The 19,900-nt window shown below is 61.0% G+C and carries 19 protein-coding genes; 13 read left to right on the top strand and 6 right to left on the bottom strand.

Annotated features, from left to right (window positions below):
• Positions 1–17 precede the first annotated feature (17 nt).
• Together B348_RS0109095 and B348_RS0109090 are read left to right on the top strand one after the other, a co-directional pair.
• Positions 18–1,028 (top strand): Gfo/Idh/MocA family protein, encoded by a 1,011-nt coding sequence (locus B348_RS0109095; protein ID WP_017735811.1) that lies wholly within the window; start codon positions 18–20, stop codon positions 1,026–1,028.
• Positions 1,029–1,180: 152 nt separating this feature from the next.
• Entirely contained in the window at positions 1,181–2,209 is a 1,029-nt protein-coding gene (locus B348_RS0109090) for a Gfo/Idh/MocA family oxidoreductase (protein WP_017735810.1), read from the top strand.
• 158 nt (positions 2,210–2,367) lie between these two features.
• Here B348_RS0109090 and B348_RS1000000131730 read toward each other — a convergent pair whose 3' ends face one another.
• Complete coding sequence (locus B348_RS1000000131730) at positions 2,368–2,565, bottom strand: hypothetical protein (RefSeq protein WP_177325323.1); 198 nt, start codon at positions 2,563–2,565, stop codon at positions 2,368–2,370.
• On the opposite strand from B348_RS1000000131730, the gene B348_RS0109085 reads away from it, so the two are divergent.
• The 5 genes from B348_RS0109085 to B348_RS0109065 all read left to right on the top strand — a co-directional run bounded on the left by B348_RS0109085 (position 2,564) and on the right by B348_RS0109065 (position 8,685).
• A complete protein-coding gene (locus B348_RS0109085) occupies positions 2,564–3,493 on the top strand; it encodes a sugar ABC transporter substrate-binding protein (RefSeq protein ID WP_017735809.1) in 930 nt (309 codons plus the stop codon). The genes B348_RS1000000131730 and B348_RS0109085 overlap by 2 nt on opposite strands.
• Before the next feature lie 56 nt (positions 3,494–3,549).
• The gene (locus B348_RS0109080) at positions 3,550–5,103 is read left to right on the top strand and encodes a sugar ABC transporter ATP-binding protein (RefSeq protein ID WP_017735808.1); all 1,554 of its coding nucleotides are present in this window, start codon (positions 3,550–3,552) and stop codon (positions 5,101–5,103) included.
• A gap of 28 nt (positions 5,104–5,131) precedes the next feature.
• The gene (locus B348_RS0109075; RefSeq protein WP_017735807.1) at positions 5,132–6,154 is read left to right on the top strand and encodes an ABC transporter permease; all 1,023 of its coding nucleotides are present in this window, start codon (positions 5,132–5,134) and stop codon (positions 6,152–6,154) included.
• 361 nt (positions 6,155–6,515) lie between these two features.
• Positions 6,516–6,920, top strand: coding sequence for a TraR/DksA C4-type zinc finger protein (locus B348_RS0109070; protein WP_010564800.1), 405 nt, complete (start codon positions 6,516–6,518; stop codon positions 6,918–6,920).
• Between the two features lie 94 nt (positions 6,921–7,014).
• Positions 7,015–8,685, top strand: coding sequence for a methyl-accepting chemotaxis protein (locus B348_RS0109065; RefSeq protein WP_371105867.1), 1,671 nt, complete (start codon positions 7,015–7,017; stop codon positions 8,683–8,685).
• Positions 8,686–8,696: 11 nt separating this feature from the next.
• Here the strand turns inward: B348_RS0109065 and B348_RS0109060 are convergent, their stop codons facing one another.
• Together B348_RS0109060 and B348_RS1000000130790 are read right to left on the bottom strand one after the other, a co-directional pair.
• Positions 8,697–8,927 (bottom strand): hypothetical protein, encoded by a 231-nt coding sequence (locus tag B348_RS0109060; RefSeq protein WP_017735805.1) that lies wholly within the window; start codon positions 8,925–8,927, stop codon positions 8,697–8,699.
• Positions 8,928–9,037: 110 nt separating this feature from the next.
• Positions 9,038–9,313, bottom strand: a complete 276-nt coding sequence (locus B348_RS1000000130790) for a hypothetical protein (protein WP_081609215.1) — start codon at positions 9,311–9,313, stop codon at positions 9,038–9,040.
• 417 nt (positions 9,314–9,730) lie between these two features.
• Here B348_RS1000000130790 and B348_RS0109050 point away from each other — a divergent pair, with 417 nt between their 5' ends.
• Positions 9,731–10,180, top strand: a complete 450-nt coding sequence (locus tag B348_RS0109050; protein ID WP_017735803.1) for a hypothetical protein — start codon at positions 9,731–9,733, stop codon at positions 10,178–10,180.
• A gap of 132 nt (positions 10,181–10,312) precedes the next feature.
• Entirely contained in the window at positions 10,313–11,329 is a 1,017-nt protein-coding gene (locus tag B348_RS0109045) for an ABC transporter substrate-binding protein (protein WP_026136678.1), read from the top strand.
• Positions 11,330–11,483: 154 nt separating this feature from the next.
• On the opposite strand, the gene B348_RS0109040 is transcribed toward B348_RS0109045, so the two are convergent.
• Both B348_RS0109040 and B348_RS0109035 read right to left on the bottom strand, forming a co-directional pair.
• Positions 11,484–13,610 (bottom strand): TonB-dependent siderophore receptor, encoded by a 2,127-nt coding sequence (locus tag B348_RS0109040; RefSeq protein WP_017735801.1) that lies wholly within the window; start codon positions 13,608–13,610, stop codon positions 11,484–11,486.
• 95 nt (positions 13,611–13,705) lie between these two features.
• A complete protein-coding gene (locus tag B348_RS0109035; RefSeq protein ID WP_017735800.1) occupies positions 13,706–14,095 on the bottom strand; it encodes a DUF2946 domain-containing protein in 390 nt (129 codons plus the stop codon).
• A 93-nt stretch (positions 14,096–14,188) separates the two neighbouring features.
• Between B348_RS0109035 and B348_RS0109030 the strand changes: the two genes are divergently transcribed.
• From B348_RS0109030 to B348_RS0109020, 3 genes are all read left to right on the top strand, one after another.
• On the top strand, positions 14,189–14,626 hold the full coding sequence (locus tag B348_RS0109030) for a DUF3995 domain-containing protein (RefSeq protein ID WP_017735799.1): 438 nt from the start codon (positions 14,189–14,191) through the stop codon (positions 14,624–14,626).
• A gap of 96 nt (positions 14,627–14,722) precedes the next feature.
• On the top strand, positions 14,723–17,221 hold the full coding sequence (locus B348_RS0109025) for a TonB-dependent siderophore receptor (RefSeq protein ID WP_017735798.1): 2,499 nt from the start codon (positions 14,723–14,725) through the stop codon (positions 17,219–17,221).
• An 80-nt stretch (positions 17,222–17,301) separates the two neighbouring features.
• Positions 17,302–17,631 (top strand): hypothetical protein, encoded by a 330-nt coding sequence (locus tag B348_RS0109020; protein ID WP_026136677.1) that lies wholly within the window; start codon positions 17,302–17,304, stop codon positions 17,629–17,631.
• A gap of 5 nt (positions 17,632–17,636) precedes the next feature.
• Here B348_RS0109020 and B348_RS0109015 read toward each other — a convergent pair whose 3' ends face one another.
• Entirely contained in the window at positions 17,637–18,536 is a 900-nt protein-coding gene (locus tag B348_RS0109015; protein WP_017735796.1) for a LysR family transcriptional regulator, read from the bottom strand.
• A 107-nt stretch (positions 18,537–18,643) separates the two neighbouring features.
• Here B348_RS0109015 and B348_RS0109010 point away from each other — a divergent pair, with 107 nt between their 5' ends.
• Entirely contained in the window at positions 18,644–19,753 is a 1,110-nt protein-coding gene (locus tag B348_RS0109010) for an AbrB family transcriptional regulator (RefSeq protein ID WP_157356490.1), read from the top strand.
• Positions 19,754–19,900 lie beyond the last annotated feature (147 nt).

Genomic DNA, 19,900 nt, shown 5'->3' with positions numbered 1-19,900 from the left:
ACAAGAGGAGTTTTTACATGTCGTTGAAGCTTGGAGTCATCGGTACCGGCGCCATCGGCCGTGACCACATCCGTCGTTGCAGCCAGACCCTGCTCAACAGCCAGGTGGTGGCGGTGACCGACATCAACCTGGAGCAAGCGGCCAAGGTGGTGGCGGACTTGAACATCAGCGCCGAGGTGTATGCCGACGGCCACGCGCTGATCAATTCGCCAGAAGTGGAGGCGGTGCTCGTCACCTCCTGGGGCCCGAGCCATGAAGAGTTCGTGCTCGCCGCCATTGCTGCGGGCAAGCCGGTGTTCTGCGAAAAACCCTTGGCGGTTACCGCCGCCGGCTGCCGCAAGATCGTCGACGCCGAAGTCGCCTACGGCAAGCGCCTGGTGCAAGTGGGCTTCATGCGCCCGTATGACGAAGGTTATCGCGCCCTGAAAGCGGTGATCGACAGCGGCCAGATCGGCGAGCCGCTGATGCTGCACTGCGCGCACCGCAACCCGACGGTGGGCGAGAACTACAAGACCGACATGGCGATCACCGACACCCTGATCCACGAGCTGGATGTGTTGCGCTGGCTGCTCAACGACGACTACGTGTCGGTGCAGGTGGTGTTCCCGCGCAAGACCAGCAAGGCCCTGGCCCACCTGCGCGACCCGCAGATCGTGCTGCTGGAAACCGCCAAGGGCACGCGCATCGACGTGGAAGTGTTTGTGAACTGCCAATACGGCTACGACATCCAGTGCGAAGTGGTGGGGGAGACCGGTATCGCCAAGCTGCCGGAGCCTTCACAGGTGCAACTGCGCAGCGGTGCGAAGCTGTCGAATGCGATTCTGATGGATTGGAAGGACCGTTTTATCGGTGCGTATGACGTGGAGTTGCAGGCGTTTATCGACAGCGTGCGTGCGGGGCAGGTGGGTGGGCCTTCGGCGTGGGATGGCTTTGCGGCAGCGGTGGCGGCGGATGCGTGCATTGAAGCGCAGAACAGCGAGCAGATTGTGAAAGTGAGCTTGCCGGATCGCCCGCACTTCTACGGCTAACCCACTGAAGAAACCCGATTCAAACTGTGGGAGCTGGCTTGCCTGCGATAGCGGTACATCAGTTACAGATGTGTAGTCTGACACACCGCTATCGCAGGCAAGCCAGCTCCCACATTTGCATCGGGTTTGCAGTTCAAGTAAGGAGTGAAATCATGCGAATCGGACTAGTCGGCTACGGCCACGGAGGGCGCTTTTTTCATGCGCCGCTGATTGCAACCTTGCCCGGCGCCACCTTTGTCGGCGTCGTCACACGATCCCCCGAACGCCGCCAGCAGTTGGCAAGCGACCATCCCGGCCTCAAGGCCTTTGATTCCATCGGCCAGATCGTCGAAGCCGGTGTCGACGCCCTGGTCATCTCCACCACCCTCAAAGGCCGGCCCGCGCTGGTGCTGGAAGCCATCGAACACGGCATCCCGGTGGTCAGCGACAAACCCTTCGCCGCCAACGCCGAACAGGCCCAGGCGTTGATTACCGCCGCCGAACGCCATGAGGTGCTGCTCAGCGTCTACCAGAACCGGCGCTGGGATTCGGACTACCTGACCCTGCGCAAACTCATCGATGCCGGCGCCCTGGGCAGCATCACCCGCTTTGAATCCCGTGTGGAACGCTACAGCCCGCAAGCCGTCGGCAATGCCAGCGGCGGCGGTTGGTTGCGTGACCTCGGCAGCCATCTGGTGGACCAGGCCCTGCAACTGTTCGGTCCGGTGGATCAGGTTTTCGCGCAGCTACAGTTCAGCGCGGAGCACCCGAGCCTCGATCATGGTTTTTTCGTCTCCCTGACCCACGCCAATGGCGTGATTTCCCACCTGTGGGGCAGCGCCTTGCAAAACAGCCAGGCGCCGCGCTTTCGCGTAAGTGGCACCTTGGGTTGTTACACCGTCGAAGGGCTGGACGGCCAGGAAGAGGCGTTGATGGCCGGCAAGACCCCGAAAACCGAAGGCGAGCATTGGGGCGCGGAAGAACACCGGCGCTGGGGCTGGTTCGAACAAGGCTCGGAGCGCGAGCGGGTGCCGTCGGAAAAGGGCTGCTGGACGCAGTTCTATCAGCAGTTGCAACGGGCTGTGCAAGGGCAGGGGCCGTTGCCGGTGGACGCCTATGACGCGCTGGAAACCACCCGTATATTGGACGCCGCACGCCTCAGCGCCGAGCGCCAGCAGGTGGTTTCAACAAAAATAGAATAAAATTCTAAAACAGGTTGATATGGAAATTATTTTCCAATAAAGTCTTTTCCAGGTTGCATAAAGTACGTCTCGGGCTCGATCCCGGCGGCTCAACAAAAACAAGATCAAAAACAACCAGGTACCGTCAGATGAAAATCTTCAACGCTGTACTGCGAGTTTTACGCCCAGCCCTTGCGCCCCGCGGCCTGCCCCGCGCCCGGCCGTTCTACTTCTCCTTTCTCAATGTGTTGTGCGTCGAAAACAAAGGCGCCCTGGTCTGCTGCATTCCAGGTGCCCCCGTCGTTCGGCTGCCTGCCGAACGCTGATAAACGCAACGTCCAAAAAAACCAACAAGAAAGTGGAGACAGACCGTTCATGAAGACCCCGATCCGTTTTACCGCGCTGGCCTTGTCCCTGTTGCTGGGCAGTGGTGCTGCTTCAGCTGCCGATCTCAAGATAGGCGTGAGTATGTCCGCCTTCGACGACACTTTTCTTACCTACCTGCGCGAAGACATGGACAAGCAAGCCAAGTCCTACCCAAAGGGTGACGGCGTGCAGCTGCAGTTTGAAGATGCCCGCGCCGATGTGGTGAAGCAACTTAGCCAGGTCGAGAACTTTATCAGCCAAAAAGTCGATGCGATCATCGTTAACCCGGTTGATACAGCCTCGACTGCAAACATCATCAAGGCTGCTACCGCGGCGAAAATACCGCTGGTATTCGTCAATCGCCGCCCTGACAGCGCAACATTGGCCCCCGGCGTAGCCGCGGTCACCTCCGACGACGTCGAGGCAGGCAAGCTGCAAATGCAGTACATCGCGGAGAAACTCGACGGCAAAGGCAATATTGTGATTCTGCTGGGTGACTTGGCGAATAACTCCACCTCCAACCGTACCAAAGGTGTGAAGGAAGTCCTGGCCAAATACCCGGGCATCAAGATCGAACAGGAGCAGACCGGGATATGGCTGCGTGACAAGGGCATGACTCTGGTCAACGATTGGCTGACCCAAGGGCGCGACTTCCAGGCGGTGCTCTCCAACAACGACGAGATGGCGATCGGTGCTTCCATGGCCCTGAAGTCGGCAGGTAAGAAAGGCGTGCTGATCGCCGGTGTTGACGGCACGCCGGATGGTTTGAATGCGATCACTAAAGGTGACATGACTGTGTCGGCTTTCCAGGATGCCAAGGGCCAAGCGGACAAGTCGGTTGAGACGGCGCGCAAGATGGCTAAGAACGAGCCTATCGAGCAGAACGTGGTGATCCCGTTCCAGCTGATCACCCCCGAAAACGTCAAAGACTTCAAATAACAACAATAAGCCAGCAGGGCAGCTGTGCGGCCGCCCTGCCGATGGAGTACCTCCCTATGCTCGCTCAAGCCACTGTCTCGCAGCCTCTCGGCGTCCAGCCGATTGAGTTGGAAGAACCCTACCTGTTGGAAATCGTCAACATCAGCAAAGGCTTTCCCGGCGTCGTGGCCCTGGCCGATGTGCAACTGCGGGTACGCCCGGGTACGGTACTGGCGCTGATGGGCGAGAACGGTGCGGGCAAGTCGACGCTGATGAAAATCATCGCCGGCATCTACCAGCCCGACGCCGGGGAAATCCGCCTGCGGGGCAAGCCCATCGTGTTCGAGACGCCGCTGGCGGCGCAAAAGGCCGGGATCGCGATGATCCACCAGGAACTCAACCTGATGCCGCACATGAGCATCGCCGAGAACATCTGGATCGGCCGCGAGCAGCTCAACGGCCTGCACATGGTCAACCACCGCGAAATGCACCGCTGCACCGCCGAGTTGCTGGCCCGCCTGCGCATCAACCTGGACCCGGAAGAACACGTCGGCAACCTGAGCATCGCTGAGCGGCAGATGGTCGAGATTGCCAAGGCGGTGTCCTACGACTCCGACATCCTGATCATGGATGAACCGACTTCGGCCATTACCGACAAGGAAGTGGCCCACCTGTTTTCGATCATTGCCGATCTCAAGTCCCAGGGCAAAGGCATCGTCTACATCACGCATAAGATGAACGAAGTGTTTGCGATTGCCGATGAAGTGGCGGTGTTCCGTGACGGACATTACATCGGCCTGCAACGCGCCGACAGCATGAACAGCGACAGCCTGATCTCGATGATGGTGGGGCGTGAGCTGAGCCAGTTGTTCCCGGTGCGCGAGACGCCCATCGGTGACCTGCTGATGTCGGTGCGCGAGCTGACACTGGACGGCGTGTTCAAGAATGTCTCGTTCGACCTGCATGCCGGCGAAATTCTTGGCATTGCCGGGCTGATGGGCTCGGGCCGCACCAATGTGGCCGAGACCATTTTCGGCATCACCCCCAGCAGCAGCGGCCAGGTCACCCTGGACGGCAAGGCGGTGCGCATCACCGACCCGCACATGGCCATCGAGAAAGGTTTTGCGCTGTTGACCGAGGACCGCAAGCTCAGTGGCCTGTTCCCGTGCCTGTCGGTGTTGGAAAACATGGAAATGGCCGTGCTGCCGCACTATTCGGGCAACGGTTTTATCCAGCAGAAAGCCCTGCGCGCGCTGTGCGAGGACATGTGCAAGAAGCTGCGGGTGAAAACCCCGTCCCTTGAGCAGTGCATCGACACCTTGTCCGGCGGCAACCAGCAAAAAGCCTTGCTCGCGCGCTGGTTGATGACCAACCCACGCCTGCTGATCCTCGATGAGCCGACGCGGGGCATCGACGTCGGCGCCAAGGCCGAGATCTACCGCTTGATCTCCTTCCTTGCCAGCGAAGGCATGGCGGTGATCATGATTTCGTCGGAGCTGCCCGAAGTGCTGGGCATGAGCGACCGGGTCATGGTGATGCACGAAGGCGAATTGATGGGCACCCTGGATCGCTCCGAAGCGACCCAGGAAAAAGTCATGCAGTTGGCTTCCGGTATGACGGCAGTTCACTGACGTACAGAATAAAAAAAGGTGATGGGCTATGAACGCAATAACGGATAACAAACCGGCCACGGTGCCGACCAAAACCCGCCGGCGCATGCCGACCGAGTTGAGTATCTTCCTGGTGCTGATCGGCATCGGCCTGGTGTTCGAGTTGTTTGGCTGGATCGTGCGCGACCAGAGCTTCCTGATGAACTCCCAGCGCCTGGTGCTGATGATCCTGCAAGTGTCGATCATTGGCCTGCTGGCGATTGGCGTGACCCAGGTGATCATCACCACCGGGATTGACCTGTCATCCGGCTCGGTGCTGGCACTTTCGGCGATGATCGCTGCCAGTTTGGCGCAGACGTCCGACTTTTCCCGGGCCGTGTTCCCGAGCCTGACGGACTTGCCGGTGTGGATCCCGGTGGCGATGGGGCTGGGCGTGGGGCTGCTGGCGGGGGCGATCAACGGCAGCATCATTGCCGTGACCGGCATCCCGCCGTTCATTGCCACCCTCGGCATGATGGTCTCGGCCCGTGGCCTGGCGCGTTACTACACCGAAGGCCAGCCGGTGAGCATGCTGTCTGATTCGTACACGGCCATCGGCCATGGCGCGATGCCAGTGGTGATCTTCCTGGTGGTGGCGGTGATCTTCCATATCGCCCTGCGTTATACCAAATACGGCAAGTACACCTACGCCATCGGCGGCAACATGCAGGCGGCGCGGACCTCCGGGATCAACGTCAAGCGCCACTTGATCATCGTCTACAGCATCGCCGGTCTCCTGGCGGGCCTGGCCGGTGTAGTGGCCTCGGCGCGTGCGGCCACGGGTCAGGCTGGCATGGGCATGTCCTATGAGCTGGATGCGATTGCGGCTGCCGTGATCGGCGGTACCAGCCTGGCGGGCGGGGTAGGGCGCATCACCGGCACGGTGATCGGCGCGCTGATCCTGGGCGTGATGGCCAGCGGGTTTACCTTTGTCGGGGTGGATGCGTATATCCAGGACATCATCAAGGGCCTGATTATCGTGGTGGCGGTGGTCATCGACCAGTACCGCAACAAGCGCAAGCTCAAACGCTGAGAGCGTTCGATGGTTGAAGGAGAGCCCAATGTGGGAGGGGGCAAGCCCCCTCCCACAATTAATAAATGCCCTTCAGCAAAAGCCGTTTGTCTTCTATATAGCTCCACAACACTGAATTTCTTGCTATAAACGCACTCCGATAACCGTCCAACAAGCCCGTCCTGGTGCTTTTAAGGGTTATCTCGGAAAAATTGCCTGTCTTTTCAGTTGCTGCGCCCTCAAGTCGGCCTTAGACTGCCGCCCCTCGTAAATTGAGTGCCGGGTGGCGCTTGAAATGGATGGCGCCCTTCCGAGACCTGCAGAGGTCGGCCGGAACGCTCCCTTATTCGCCTTAATGCACGTATTTTTTATAGAGAAATCAATGACAAAGGAAAAGTTGCTGGCCATGCCGGCGGATGACTACATGAATGCCGAACAGCACGCTTTTTTTGAGCAGTTGCTGCAAGACATGAAAGTGGAACACCACGAGCGCATTGAACAGAACCGTATCGCCATTGAAAGCCTGGACACCCCGGCCGACCCGGCTGACGCCGCTTCCGTCGAAGAAGAGCGCACCTGGCTGGTGAATGCCATCGACCGCGACCAGCGCATGCTGCCGCAACTTGAGCGTGCACTTGAGCGTATCAAGGAAGATTCCTTTGGCTGGTGTGATGACAGCGGCGAGCCTATCGGCCTCAAGCGCCTGCTGATCAGCCCGACCACCAAGTACTGCATCGAAGCGCAAGAGCGCCACGAGCAGATCGACAAGCACCAGCGCCAAGCCTGATGCGCTGAAGCTGGGGGGGCGCAGACGTGGCCCCCAGGCAATACCCGTTACGCCCCGTCTATTGATCTGCTGCAAGCTACCCCACTAAAGGCCCATGGATAATGGCCAGATAGTGGCGTTTAATGCAGCGACAATAATGACAAACAGTGGGGTAACGACGATGGCTGGAGACGGATCTCTGATGGGCGCAGCAGTGCCACCGCACACGGTGGCGCGCGGGCTGCCCGGCTGGCTGACGCCGCTCTTGCAGAGCACCGCCCTGGTGCTGATCCTGTTGGGCCTGGTGTTTGCCGGCCTGCCGCTGTACCTCTGCCTGCCACTGGTTTTGCTGGTGACCTGGCTGCCTCGCCTGAAAAGTCCTACGCCCGTTGTCGCGCAGTCCGCTGCCACCGACGCGATTGGCGAGTTGACGCGTGATTTGTCCCATACCACCAGCCATAACGCGCTGTCCGCTGCCGGCGTGGCCTACTCGGTCAAGCAACTGGCCGCTCGCCTGCAATCGCAGTTGAGCGCGGCCAAGCAGATCGTCAGCAGCGCCGAAGTGATGATCGGCACCGAGCAGGTCACGTCCCAGCTCAGCCGCCAGGCGCTCGGTGCGGCCAGCCAGGCCCATCAGCGCAGCACCGAAGGGCGTGAGGTGCTGGCGCAGTCCATCACGCGCATGCATCAGCTCAGCCAGCGTGCCAATGCCAGCCGCGAATTGATCGAAGCCTTGAGCCAGCGCAGTGAGGAAATCCAGCGGGTGACCCTGGTCATCCAGTCCATCGCCAGCCAGACCAATCTGTTGGCGTTGAACGCGGCGATTGAAGCGGCGCGCGCCGGTGAGCATGGCCGTGGGTTTGCCGTGGTCGCCGATGAAGTGCGCGGGTTGGCCGGACGCACCGCCACGGCGACCGATGAAGTCGGGGTGATGGTCGCGGATATCCAGCAGCGCACGGCCCAGGTGGTGGAGCAGATTCGCCAGTTGTCGGCCGACCTCAACACCGGTGTCGAGCAGGTGGAGCATGCCGGCGAACAGCTGTCGAACATCGCCAGCCTGGCCGCGGATGTGGAAGGGCAGGTCAACGAGATCGCCCAGGGCACCGACACCAACCGCACCCAGCTCGACAGCCTGTTCCATGCCGTGGAGCAAATGCGCAGCGACCTGGCCGTGAGTGACCAGCAAACCCGGCAACTGGCCGACGCCGCCGTGCAGATGGAAGGCCAGGCCGAAACCATCAGTGAGCGTCTGGCCGAAGTCGGGCTGGATGACTATCACCAGCGCATCTACGACCTCGCCCGTGAAGGCGCGAGTCGTATCGCCGCGCAGTTCGAGGCTGATGTGCTGCAAAACCGCATCAGCCTGGACGACTTGTTCGACCGCAGCTACACGCCAATCCCGAACACGCGGCCGAGCAAGTACCACACGCGCTTCGACGGATACACCGACCAGGTGCTACCGGGGATCCAGGAGGCGTTGCTGCCGCGTCACGAGGGCTTGGTGTTCGCCATTGCCTGCACGCCGCAAGGCTATGTACCGACGCACAACAAGGCGTTTGCCCAAGCCTTGACCGGCGATGCCCAGGTGGACGCGGTGCAGAATCGCACCAAGCGCAAGTTCGAGGACCGCACCGGGATTCGCTGTGGCAGCCATCAGCAGGCAGTATTGCTGCAGACCTACACCCGCGATACCGGCGAGTTGATGCATGACCTGTCGGTGCCGATCATGGTCAAGGGCCGGCACTGGGGTGGGTTGCGACTGGGGTACAAGCCGGAAGGCGTGTAGGGGGGCGGGGTTCAGGAGGTCAGCGCGCCTGAATCGACGGCGGTCTTGAGCGCCTTGGCGGCTTCCTTGCCCGCGATGGCGGCGGCGTCTGCGGTCTTGAACCAACGGTCCTTTTCCACCTGGTGCGTGGTGACAGCCTTCAGCGGCGGCTTGGCGCGCATCACGATGACCGCTTGAAACTCCCCGTCCACTTCCCTGGCGTCGCCATGGATGAAAAATTCACCAATATCAAATTCCGTCACGTATAGCCTTCCCTTCAAGGTAACTGCACTGATGAAACCTGACCCGCAGGGGGCAAACTTCAATGGACGGGCCAGTATGGCAGTTGTTGGCGGGCGGCGGCGCAGTAAAGTCAGCCAGGTGACGAAACGATTGCGCCATGGGGGCCATACAGGCTGGCTTCCAGTTCCTTGGCCAGTTTGCAGGCCCGGATATGGTCGCTGCGAAAGCCTATGACCCGGCCACTGGTCACTTCGCGAATATGAAAGAAGTTCCGCCCGGCAGGTACAACTTGGTAAAGAACCGAATTCGAGTACCCACTGAGGCTTGGCAGGCAGTAGTATTGGCGCTCGTCTTGCCGGGATGAATGAGTGCTGGCAGACGCAGTGTTGTGTTGGCGTGGTTGCATGGTCAGCTCCTTTCGGTCGATCGTCGTGACACGCCAGCAGCGTTTCAGGTGGTTTTGACCTGTGCTGCTGTTTTAGTATTGTCGTCGCCGGCCGATATTAGGTTCCATGCCAGGTATTTAGTTTTGTGTAGCCTGTCGGAAGCTACGCTTTTTAATAGGGTTATTCTCTGAAGCGGGTCGCCCCGTATTCTCGGGTCGGCGAACCTGTGATTTGCTGTGATGCCTGGTGACCTTGCACAAGGTCCATCGAGTACGTCTGTACTCGTCTTGGGGCGCAGCATCGGGAGTCTCTTCAGTTTTTTTCAATGAACAGGTTGTGTGATCGAGCCGTAACGGCCGTATTTTTGTGCTGTCCGCTCTGGCGGTCGGCACTTCTTTTGATGTGGGGGCGTTTCCTTGGCAGTCAGTAATCTGGATATGCACGCGTTATTCGTGCTGGGTGATTTGCGCGCAAAGTTGGTCAAGCTGTTCCAATCCCGTTTTGTTTATGTCACTGAACAGACGCCGGAAGGTATTTACATCGCCGAGATTGATACCGAGACGGCGCTGGTGGTGGATGACAAACAGCGCCTGGAACTCAAGGTGGGTGACCATTTTCGCGCGGCGGTGTTGCCCAGTCGCGAAGGTGGCAAGTTTGAATTGAAGTTTCGCGATATCAAGTTGACGGTGTATGGCCTGGGTGATTACGCCTTTGTTTCCAGCACTGAAGGCCAGGGCATTGTGTTCAAGGAAGGCCACAGCGTGATGCTGGTGTTTGCCGCCAATGAGCAATTGCAGGAAGGCTTGACCAAGACCCTCAAGGCCGTGACCGGCAAGGCCGCCAAGTGGCGCAAGGGTGAACTCGTCACGTTCAAGGCCAGTGAGTGAGTTGTAAACACCACGTGTAATCCGTATCTCCCGGAACCTCTAATACAGTTGAGTTGACTTAACTATTCAGAGGCTTCGCGCATTGGCAGCAAAGCCGTCCGCTGTTGCTGCGAAAACGCGAGGTACGCAGGCATGAAGGGAATTAGAGCGCTGTTGGCCGTGTCGCTGACGACACTGAGCCTGTCGATGGTTTCATTGCCGGTATCGGCCGCCCAGGCGCCGATTCATTTCGCCGACCTGAACTGGGAAAGCGGCAGCCTGATCACCGAAGTGCTGCGGGTTATCGTCGAAAAGGGCTATGACTTGCCCACCGACACCTTGCCGGGCACCACCATTACCCTGGAAACGGCCCTGGCCAGGAACGACATCCAGGTGATCGGCGAAGAGTGGGCCGGCCGCAGCCCGGTGTGGGTCAAGGCCGAGGCCGAAGGCAAAGTGGTGGGCCTGGGGGATACGGTCAAGGGCGCGACCGAAGGCTGGTGGGTGCCGGAGTACGTGGTCAAGGGTGACCCGGCCAAGGGCCTCAAGCCACTGGCACCGGACCTCAAGCGCGTACAGGACCTGGCGCGCTACAAGGACGTGTTCAAGGACCCGGAGTCGCCCGGCAAGGGGCGCTTTCTCAACAGCCCGATCGGCTGGACCTCCGAGGTGGTCAACGCGCAAAAGCTCAAGGCCTATGGCTTGAGTGACAGCTACGTGAATTTCCGCAGCGGCTCGGGGGCGGCGCTGGATGCCGAGATTGCTTCGTCGATCCGCCGGGGCAAGCCGGTGCTGTTCTATTACTGGTCGCCGACGCCCTTGATGGGGCGCTACAAACTGATCCAGCTGGAAGAGCCGGCCTTTGATGCCGATGCCTGGAAGACATTGACGGATGCCGATAACCCCAACCCCAGGCCGACGCGGTCGTTGGCGTCCAAGTTGAGTATTGGTGTGTCGACGCCGTTTCAGCAGGAACACCCGCAGATTGCTGCGTTTTTCACCAAGGTTGAGTTTCCCATCGAGCCGCTGAACAAGGCGTTGGCGACGATGAGTGAGAACCACACCGCGCCACGGGAAGTGGCGCAGGCATTTCTCAAGGAACACCCTGAGGTGTGGAAGGCGTGGTTGCCGGAGGATGTGGCGCAAAAGGTCGAGGCCAGCCTGAACTGACCCGATTTTCCCGATGTGTGGTGAACAAAATGTGGGAGCTGGCTTGCCTGCGATGGCATCGACTCGGTGTTCCTGATGTACCGAGTTGTCTGCATCGCAGGCAAGCCAGCTCCCACATGAGTTCAGCGCCCACAGGTTTCACTGCATTCCAGGTCTAGAACCTGGTTTGTACGGCCAGCTCGAACGTTCTCGGCGACCCCAGGTAGTAAGCCGGTGAAACATGGGCAAACTCGGCATACACCTCGTTCGTCAGGTTGCGTACCCGCCCGGTCACTGAGGTGTGTTGATTCACCTTGTAGCGCAGGAACGTTCCCAACAACGTGTACGCCGGCACGCTCAGGGTGTTGGCGTTATCCGCATACACCTGCGCCACATACCGTGCATCCACACCGCCTTGCCAGTCCTCGGCAAAGTCATAGGTCAGCCACAGGTTGCCCACGCGCTTGGGCACGTTGGTCGGGGTGTTGCCCTTGCGTGACACCACCGCGCCACTGGCGATCTTCTCGTTGAATTCGTCGTATTCGGCGTCCACCCAGGCGAAGTTGCCTTCGGCCAGCAACCGTGGGGTGATGCGCAATGAGCTGGCCAACTCGAGGCCTCGGGAGGTCTGTGCGCCCACGGGAATGCTGCTGGTCGGGTCCAGCGGGTCGGTGACGGCAAAGTCCTTGCGCTCGATCCGGTAGGCGGCAACGGTGGCCGAGCCACGGCCGTCCAGGTAATCGAACTTGCTGCCCACTTCCCACTGCTTGCCGGTGGACACATCGAACACCTGCGTCGTGGTGGTCGGCTGCTCGGCGGCCGTGCTGTATTGCACGTAGACATTTGCCGAGGGGATGAACTGGTAGGTCAGGCCGACGCGTCCGGTCAACGGCTCCCAACGGCGTTTGAAGTGGCGCGGGTTGGTGGCGGTCACCGTGCTGTGGTTGGTGACATCCAGGTCGATGGCGTCATAGCGCAAGCCGGTCAGGAGTGAGAGTTTATCGGTAAGGCCCAGGCGGTTTTCCACGAACAGGGCACGGGTGGTGACCTCGTTGGTCTTGTCCTTGTTGACGCTGGGTCGGGTGCCCGGGATGGCATAGAAATGCCCCGGGTCGAAGTGGTTTGGGTCAACCGCGCTGTTCCCCGCAGCGCGCAGCGGGCTGCTGGTGGTGCTGTTGATTTTGTATTCGAAGCCGCCGGACCAGGTGGTCGCCAGGCCAAAGACGCTGGCGTCGTGGCGCAGCTCGAACTGGTTGCCATTCTGCTCGCCCTGATGGCGCACCTGATAGGCGGTCGAGCGGTTTACCGCGCTGTTGTCGGCGTTGTACTGGTAGGTTTCCAGGTTGCGGTAGTCGCGCTGGCTGTCGAGGTGATAGAGGGTGTTTTTCAACGTGGTACTGTCGTTGATCCGGTAGTCGATGATCGACCGCGCCCACAGGGTGCGCTGCTCATATCGGCCATCGGCGACGTTGTAGTTGTTGAAGCGGTTGTGCCGGTCGATCTTCAACTCGCCCGCCTTGGGATTGAGCACCGGGGTGCCCCAGTAAGGGCTGTCCTCATGTTCGTCCTGGTATTCCAGGGCCAGGGTGTGGGACAGGTCCGGCGTGAGGTCGCTGAGCAGGGAAAACGCCAGGCTCCAGGCCTCGCGTTGATCGCGCTCGATGTAACTGTGGTTGGTGTTGCGGCTCACATCCAGGCGCGCGTAGTGCTGCACCGCGGCGCCTGGCTCGGTGAGGGCGTGGTTGAGGCCGAAGGCGATGCCGGTGGTGTCGTAGCTGCCATAGCTGAGTTGGCCTTGCGCCGCCTGTTCTTCGCGGCCGGCGAGCTTGGTCACGTAGTTGAGCGAGCCGCCCACGGAGCCGGCACCGTTGATCAGCGAGGAGGGGCCGCCCACCAGTTCCACCCGGTCGTAGATCCAGGCGTCCACCGGGCGGGCCAGGCCGGTCGCGACGTTGATCCCGTTGAACATCTGGGTGATCTGGCTGCTGGTAAAACCACGATAGGACACAAACCCGCCAAACCCAGGCGGGGCGCTGGCGTTGACGCCGGGCAGGGTGTTGGCCGCATCGCGGAAGGTCTTGGCGCCGTGGCGTTCGATATCGTTGCGGTTGGCGATGGCCACCGACGCCGGGGTTTCCCGCACGCTGAGCCCAAGCCGCGAGGCCATGCCGCTGGATTGATCCAGCGCCAGGCCGGGTTCGGCGCTTTGCTCGCCATCGATGGTGGTGGGCGCCAGCTCTAAGGCCCAGGCGCAGACAGGCAGGCAGCCGAACAGGCCCGCCAACAGGGGTAGATGTTTCATGGTTGAATCCTGAAAAACTTGGCTTGAAAACAACGCACCGCCGCGCGCACTCCCTCAGGGATGCACTGCTCGGTGCAGCTCAGACAGCGAAGGGATCAGGCGACAGCAGGTGGCGCACGCGGGTGCGCCGTGGGCCAGGTGAAGCGGGCAGGGATGTCAGCGGCCAGCACCACGGCAGGTGGTGGCGCATGGGGTTGGGGCAATACCGCCACATTCAGGCTGGAACTGAGGGCCGGGCCCATGCCGCCGCTGGAGCACAGCGGGCAACCGAACGCCTTGGCCAGGGTCGGCAGGCTCTCATCCGTGGAGTTGGCAGGGGCGGGCGCCTGGGTGCGCGGGTCCACCGTACAGAACTGGCCGCCGATGCCGTTGAGCTGCATGCCGACCATCTGCCCGTGACCGATGCTGCAGGCGAACACATTGAACAGGACGCAGCAGTAGAGCATCCAGGCAATGAGTGAGCGGTCGGTGCGGGCGAATTTCATGGGGCGGCACTTTACCATCAGCCGCCGACGAAATGCCTGCAAAAAAACGCAAGGCGACTATCCTCTTTCGGACTTTTCCAGGGAGAGCCAGCCATGAGCTTTGTCATTGCACGATGGATCGTCGGGGTGTTTACCTGCATCAGCATGGTCCACCTTTACTGGGCTGCCGGTGGCAAGCTCGGCAGCCTCGCCGCCATCCCCCAGCTGCCCGGCGAATTTGCCCGTGGGCCAAGGCCGGCGTTCAAGCCTTCGGCTCTGGGCACCTTGCTGGTGGCACTGGGCTTGGTGGCGATTGCGTTGCTCGTGTGCCTGCGCGCCGGTTTGTACTTTAGCGCGGTGTCCCATGGCGCGTTGCAGTGGGGGATCAGCGCGATAGCCCTGGTCATGTTTGCCCGGGCGATTGGCGATTCGGAGCTGGTGGGGTTTTTCAAGAAGGTCGGTGGTTCGCGGTTTGCCCGGCTGGATACGTATTTCTATTCGCCGCTGTGTTTGGTGCTGGGGGTGGGATTGCTGGTGGTGGCGTGGGGTTGAAAACACACCTGCGCAAATAAAAATCGCTCGCATCCTTGCCCGATCTTTCGAGCTGCCCGTCATGGTTAATAGACCCTCTATTACCCAGGACTTCCCATGTCGCTTGCCCGTCCCCTGCACCCACTGGCCCTGTCAGTGGCGATGGCTTTTGCTGCTGTGCCGTTGCTGAATATCCCGTCTGTTTGCGCCGCCGAGAGCGCCAGCAGCGTGCGCGGTTTCTCGATTCCCGCTGGCGATTTGAGCCAGGCCCTCAATAGCCTCGCCGAGCAGGCTGGCCTGGTGCTGGCGTTCGATGCCGGCCTCACTCGCGGCAAACACAGCAATGGCTTGAGCGGGCAATACGCCACCGATGTGGCATTGAACCAGTTGCTCGCCGGCAGCGGCCTGCAAGCGCTGAAGCTCTCCGCCGAGCGCTATCGCCTCGAAGCCATCCCGGATAACGGCGCGGCCATGGAGTTGCAGGCCACCACCATCAGCGGCGCCTATCAGAGCGAAAGCCCGACCGGGCCAGTAGCCGGTTACGTGGCCACCCGCAGCCTGTCGGGCACCAAGACCGACACGCCGATCATCGAGACCCCGCAGTCGATCTCCATCGTCACCAAAGACCAGATGCGCGCGCAGAACGCCGAGAGCCTCAACCAGATCCTGCGCTACAGCGCGGCCGTGGTCCCGGAAACCCGTGGCGCCACCGCCTCGCGTCTCGACCAGTTGACCATCCGCGGTTTTTCGCCCGCCACTTACCTCGATGGCCTGCGCATGCCGTCGAGCCGCGACGCATTGCCGCAAAAAGACGCCTTTGACCTGGAGCGTGTCGAAGTCCTGCGTGGCCCGGCCTCGGTGCTGTACGGGCAGGGCACGCCCAGTGGTGTGATCAACATGGTCAGCAAGCGCCCGTTGGACACACCGTTTCATGAGGTGGGCGTGGAGTACGGCACCTTCGACAAGAAGCGCACGACCTTCGACCTGAGCGGCCCGATGGATGACCAGGGCGTGTATTCCTATCGCGTGGCCGGGCTTTTCGACGATGCCGACGGGCAGGTGGATCACACCGAAACCCGCCGCCAGGCCCTGTCCAGCGCCTTCACCTGGCGCCCGGATGACGATACCTCGCTGACCTTGCTCGGGCATTTCCAGAAGGACCCCAAGGGCGCGTCCTACGGCTCGGTGCCGGCGTGGGGCTCGGTGCTGCACAGCCCGACCGGGCACGATATCGATGTGGGTTTCTATGATGGCGAGAAGAACTTCGAGAAAAGTGACCGCGAGTACTACTCCATCGGTTACGCCTTCGAACACCGCTTCAACGACGTCTGGACCGTGCGCCAGAACGCGCGTTACCTGCGCAGCGAAGGCCAGTACCGCAGCCTCTACAGCAACTACCTGATGACGGACTATCGCACCATCCGCCGTTCGACCATCGCCAGCGATGTGAACATGGACGCCTACACCCTCGACAATCAGCTGCAGGCCAAGTTTGATACCGGCCCGTTGCAGCACACCGTGTTGATGGGCCTCGACTACCAGAACACCAGCACCGACACCAAGTCCGGCTCGGGCGTCTACACCGCCGGGCCGACCCTGGATATCTTCAACCCGGTGTACGGCGCGGCGGTGCCGGTACCGGCATACACCACCGACGGCACCTCGCGCAGCGAACAGACCGGCGTGTACCTGCAAGAACAGATGAAGTGGGACAAGTGGGTGCTGTTGCTGGGCGGGCGTTATGACTGGGCCAGCACCGATAACAGCACCCAGACGATCAGCACCGGCGCCAAGAGCAAGTCCTCCCTGGACAGCAAGGCCTTTACCGGCCGTATCGGCCTGGTCTATCTGTTTGATAACGGCCTTGCGCCGTATGCCAGCTACTCGGAGTCGTTCAACCCGCAGTCGGGTACCGGCTACGGCGGCTCGGTGTTCAAGCCGACCGAAGGCAAGCAGTATGAAATCGGCATCAAGTACCAGCCGCCGGGCAGCAACAGCTTTATCACCGCGGCGATTTTCGACCTGCGCCAGAGCAATGTGCTGACCACCGATCCAGATCCAACCCATCTGTGCGGCACCGGTCGCTGCCAGAGCCAGGACGGCGAAGTGCAATCCCGTGGTTTTGAACTGGAAGGCAAGGCCAGCCTCAACGACAACCTGGATATCACCGCGGCCTACGCTTACCTGGACAACCGCATCAGCAAGTCCAACAGCACCGTGCGCTATGCGCCCATCAGCGACATCGGCGTAGGCCCGGCCATCGCCGCCGAAGGCACCACCACCTACGCCGTGCCTCGCCACACGGCGTCGGCCTGGGCGGACTACACCTTCCATGATGGCCACCTCAAGGGCTTCGGTGCCGGCGCCGGTGCGCGTTATGTCGGCTCGTCCTGGGGCGACACGGCCAACACCCTGAAAGTGCCGGGCTACACCTTGTTCGACGCGGCGGTGCATTACGACATCCCGAACATCACCAGCCTCAAGGACAACCTGCGCCTGGCCCTCAACGCCACCAACCTGGCAAATAAAGAGTACGTCGCATCGTGCTATTCCTACTCGTGGTGCTGGTATGGCTCACAGCGCACGCTACAAGCGAGCGCCACCTATCAGTGGTGATAAGGCACTTTAATGGCCCCTGTGTAACAAAATCCTCGGCAGAATCGCTTTTATTTTCAGGCGGTTAGTTGGGGATGTTAATGCGCACTGTTGGAATCATGCTGATCGCCTGCTCACTGGCAGGCGGCGCGGCTGCCGTGCAGGCACGGGAGCTGCGCGAGGGTGACAAGTACATGTGCAGCTGGGGCGCGGGCACGGCCGCCAGGGCCCAGGAATTGAAGCTGTCGGGGGTGTCGTTGTATGCGGCGCGGCAGAAGATCCAGACGATCAAGTTCAACAAGTCGTGGATGCGCATGATGGCCATGGGCATCACCGAACAGACCTATGACAGTCGCTCGCGGCTCAAGCCCGAAGCGATCCGCCAGAGTTTTTACCAGGATTGCGTGCGCTACAAAGTGGCGCGCAAATAGCCGGTTCAGTGCGACAGCGGTGAGCTGGCGTCTTCCTGGAAATACACCTTCGCCGTTTCAATAAACCGCCGATTGGCCTGGGACAGGTATTCGCTGCCCCGCCAGCACAGGTTGAAGTGCATGAACTGCGCGGGTTCGAACGACACCCCGGCCAAGCCGGGTTCCTGTTCCTGAACCGAGCGCAGCAGGGTGGACAGCCCCATGCCACTGCGCGTGGCGGCAATCACCAGCGGCACGAAGTTGCTTTCCAGGGCGACGTTGAAACGCACCCGGGCATTGCTGCAAAACGCATCCAGCAGGTGACGTTGCAGGAAGGTGTTGTCGAACACCAGCATCGGTTCACCCCGCAAGCGCTCTGCCGCGACCGAGCCGGCGCTCGCCAGCGGGTGCTGCTCATGCATGCATAGCACCATCTCATCGCTGCCCAGCAATACCGAGTGCCAATCCGGATCGACGCGCCGCGACTCCAGCAGCGCCACATCAATATCCCGTGTTGCCAGGCGCGCGCTGATGTCATCGGCACTGCCTTCCACCACGTGCATGGCAATGCCCGGGTAATGCGCGCGGAACTGCATCAGCAGCTCAGGAATATGACGGATGCCGTACATCGGCGGGATGCCGACGCGGATTTCGCCGCTGTGCAAGTGCGTCAGGTCCTGTAACTCTCGACGGGCACCGGCCAACCCTTGCAGGCAGGCTTCGGCGCGGGCGAGGAACAGCTGGCCTTCGGCCGTTACGCTGATCTGCCGCGTGGCGCGGTTGAACAGGGCCACCCCCAGCTCATCTTCCAGGCGGCTGACCGCCATGCTCAGCGCCGGCTGCGCCACATGCAGGGCCTGCGCGGCCTTGGTAAAGCTGCCTTGGCGGGCAATTTCCACGCAGTATTCCAGGGCTTTCAGGTTCACGAGGGCTCGCATAACAAAGAGTGATGGGTTGCTTCACAAATGGATATTTTTTGTGATGATGGACAGTCTATAACCTGTCGGCATTCTTCTCCATGCCGGACATCATCATGACCCTCAACCTTCGCCAATATTGGCTTGTCACCCTGATTGTCGGCGCCTTGGGCGGCAGCCTTGCGCAGTGGGCCGGCTGGCCGTTGCCCTGGGTGATCGGCTCATTGCTGGCGGTATTGATCAGCCGATGCGGCGGCGCGATGGTTCCGCAAATTCCCCATGGGCGCGAAGCCGGGCAGTTGATTGTCGCCGTGGCCATTGGCTGCCATTTCACCTTGCCGGTGATGCAACAAGTGGTCGCGCACCTCGGGTTGATCGTCACGGCGGTGCTGCTGACGCTGGTGCTGGCATTGGGTTCGGTGTGGCTGCTGCACCGCTGGGGCGTGGCCTTTGGCACGGCATTTTTTGCGTTGATGCCGGCCAACTCCACGGAGATGGTCCACCTGGGCCGCCAGCGCCAAGCCGACCCCGGTTTGATCGCTGCCGCCCACAGCCTGCGCCTGTTGCTGATCCTGCTGGCAGTGCCAGCCGTCGCGACCTTTGGCTTGGCGCCTACCGCTGCCCCCGCGCCATTGCCGGTGATCTGGCCCTGGCTGATCTTTATCCTGGGCATCAGCCTGCTGGCAGCGATGGGGTTCAAACGCTGCAACCTGCCCAATCCCTGGACCTTTGGCCCGTTCCTGATTTGCGCCGTGGGCGTCGCCTGCAACAACTTGTCGATGAGCATGCCCGGCTGGCTCAGTGGCGCTGGCCAGCTGCTGATCGGCTGTGCATTGGGCGCGGCGTTTGACCGCAGCTTTTTCCGCCGCGCCCCGGGTTTTCTCGCCAAGGTGCTGGTGTTGCTGAGCGGCTCGATAATCGCCACTGCGCTGGTGGCGTGGGCATTGGGGATGTGGCTGGGGATGCCGTGGCTGTCGCTGGCCCTGGGCATGATGCCCGGCAGTGCGCCGGAGATGAGCCTGACCGCCGAGGCCTTGGGGTTGGCCGTGACGTTGGTGACGGCGATGCAGGTGATGCGCATGCTGCTGATCCAGGCGGCGTGTTTGCCGTTGTATCGGCTGTTGAGCTGCTCTTGGATAGGCAGAGTGAGCATTGCTGCTGGACCTGTGGCGAGGGAGCTTGCTCCCGTGACGGACTGTCCTGCGACCGAGTCTCACCGGATGTAAATCGGTTCAACTGTGGGAGCTGGCTTGCCTGCGATAGCTATGTGTCAGGCGCTGAGGGTTTTTGGCCGGAGTACATATCCGTTATTTAGGTAACTGCTGATATTGGTTCCGCCCTTACGGCGGCTCACTTTTGAAGAGCGCAAAAGT

This window comes from Pseudomonas sp. CBZ-4 (assembly GCF_000346755.1).
Taxonomy (GTDB): domain Bacteria; phylum Pseudomonadota; class Gammaproteobacteria; order Pseudomonadales; family Pseudomonadaceae; genus Aquipseudomonas.
This window is presented reverse-complemented; position numbering and strand designations above follow the sequence as displayed.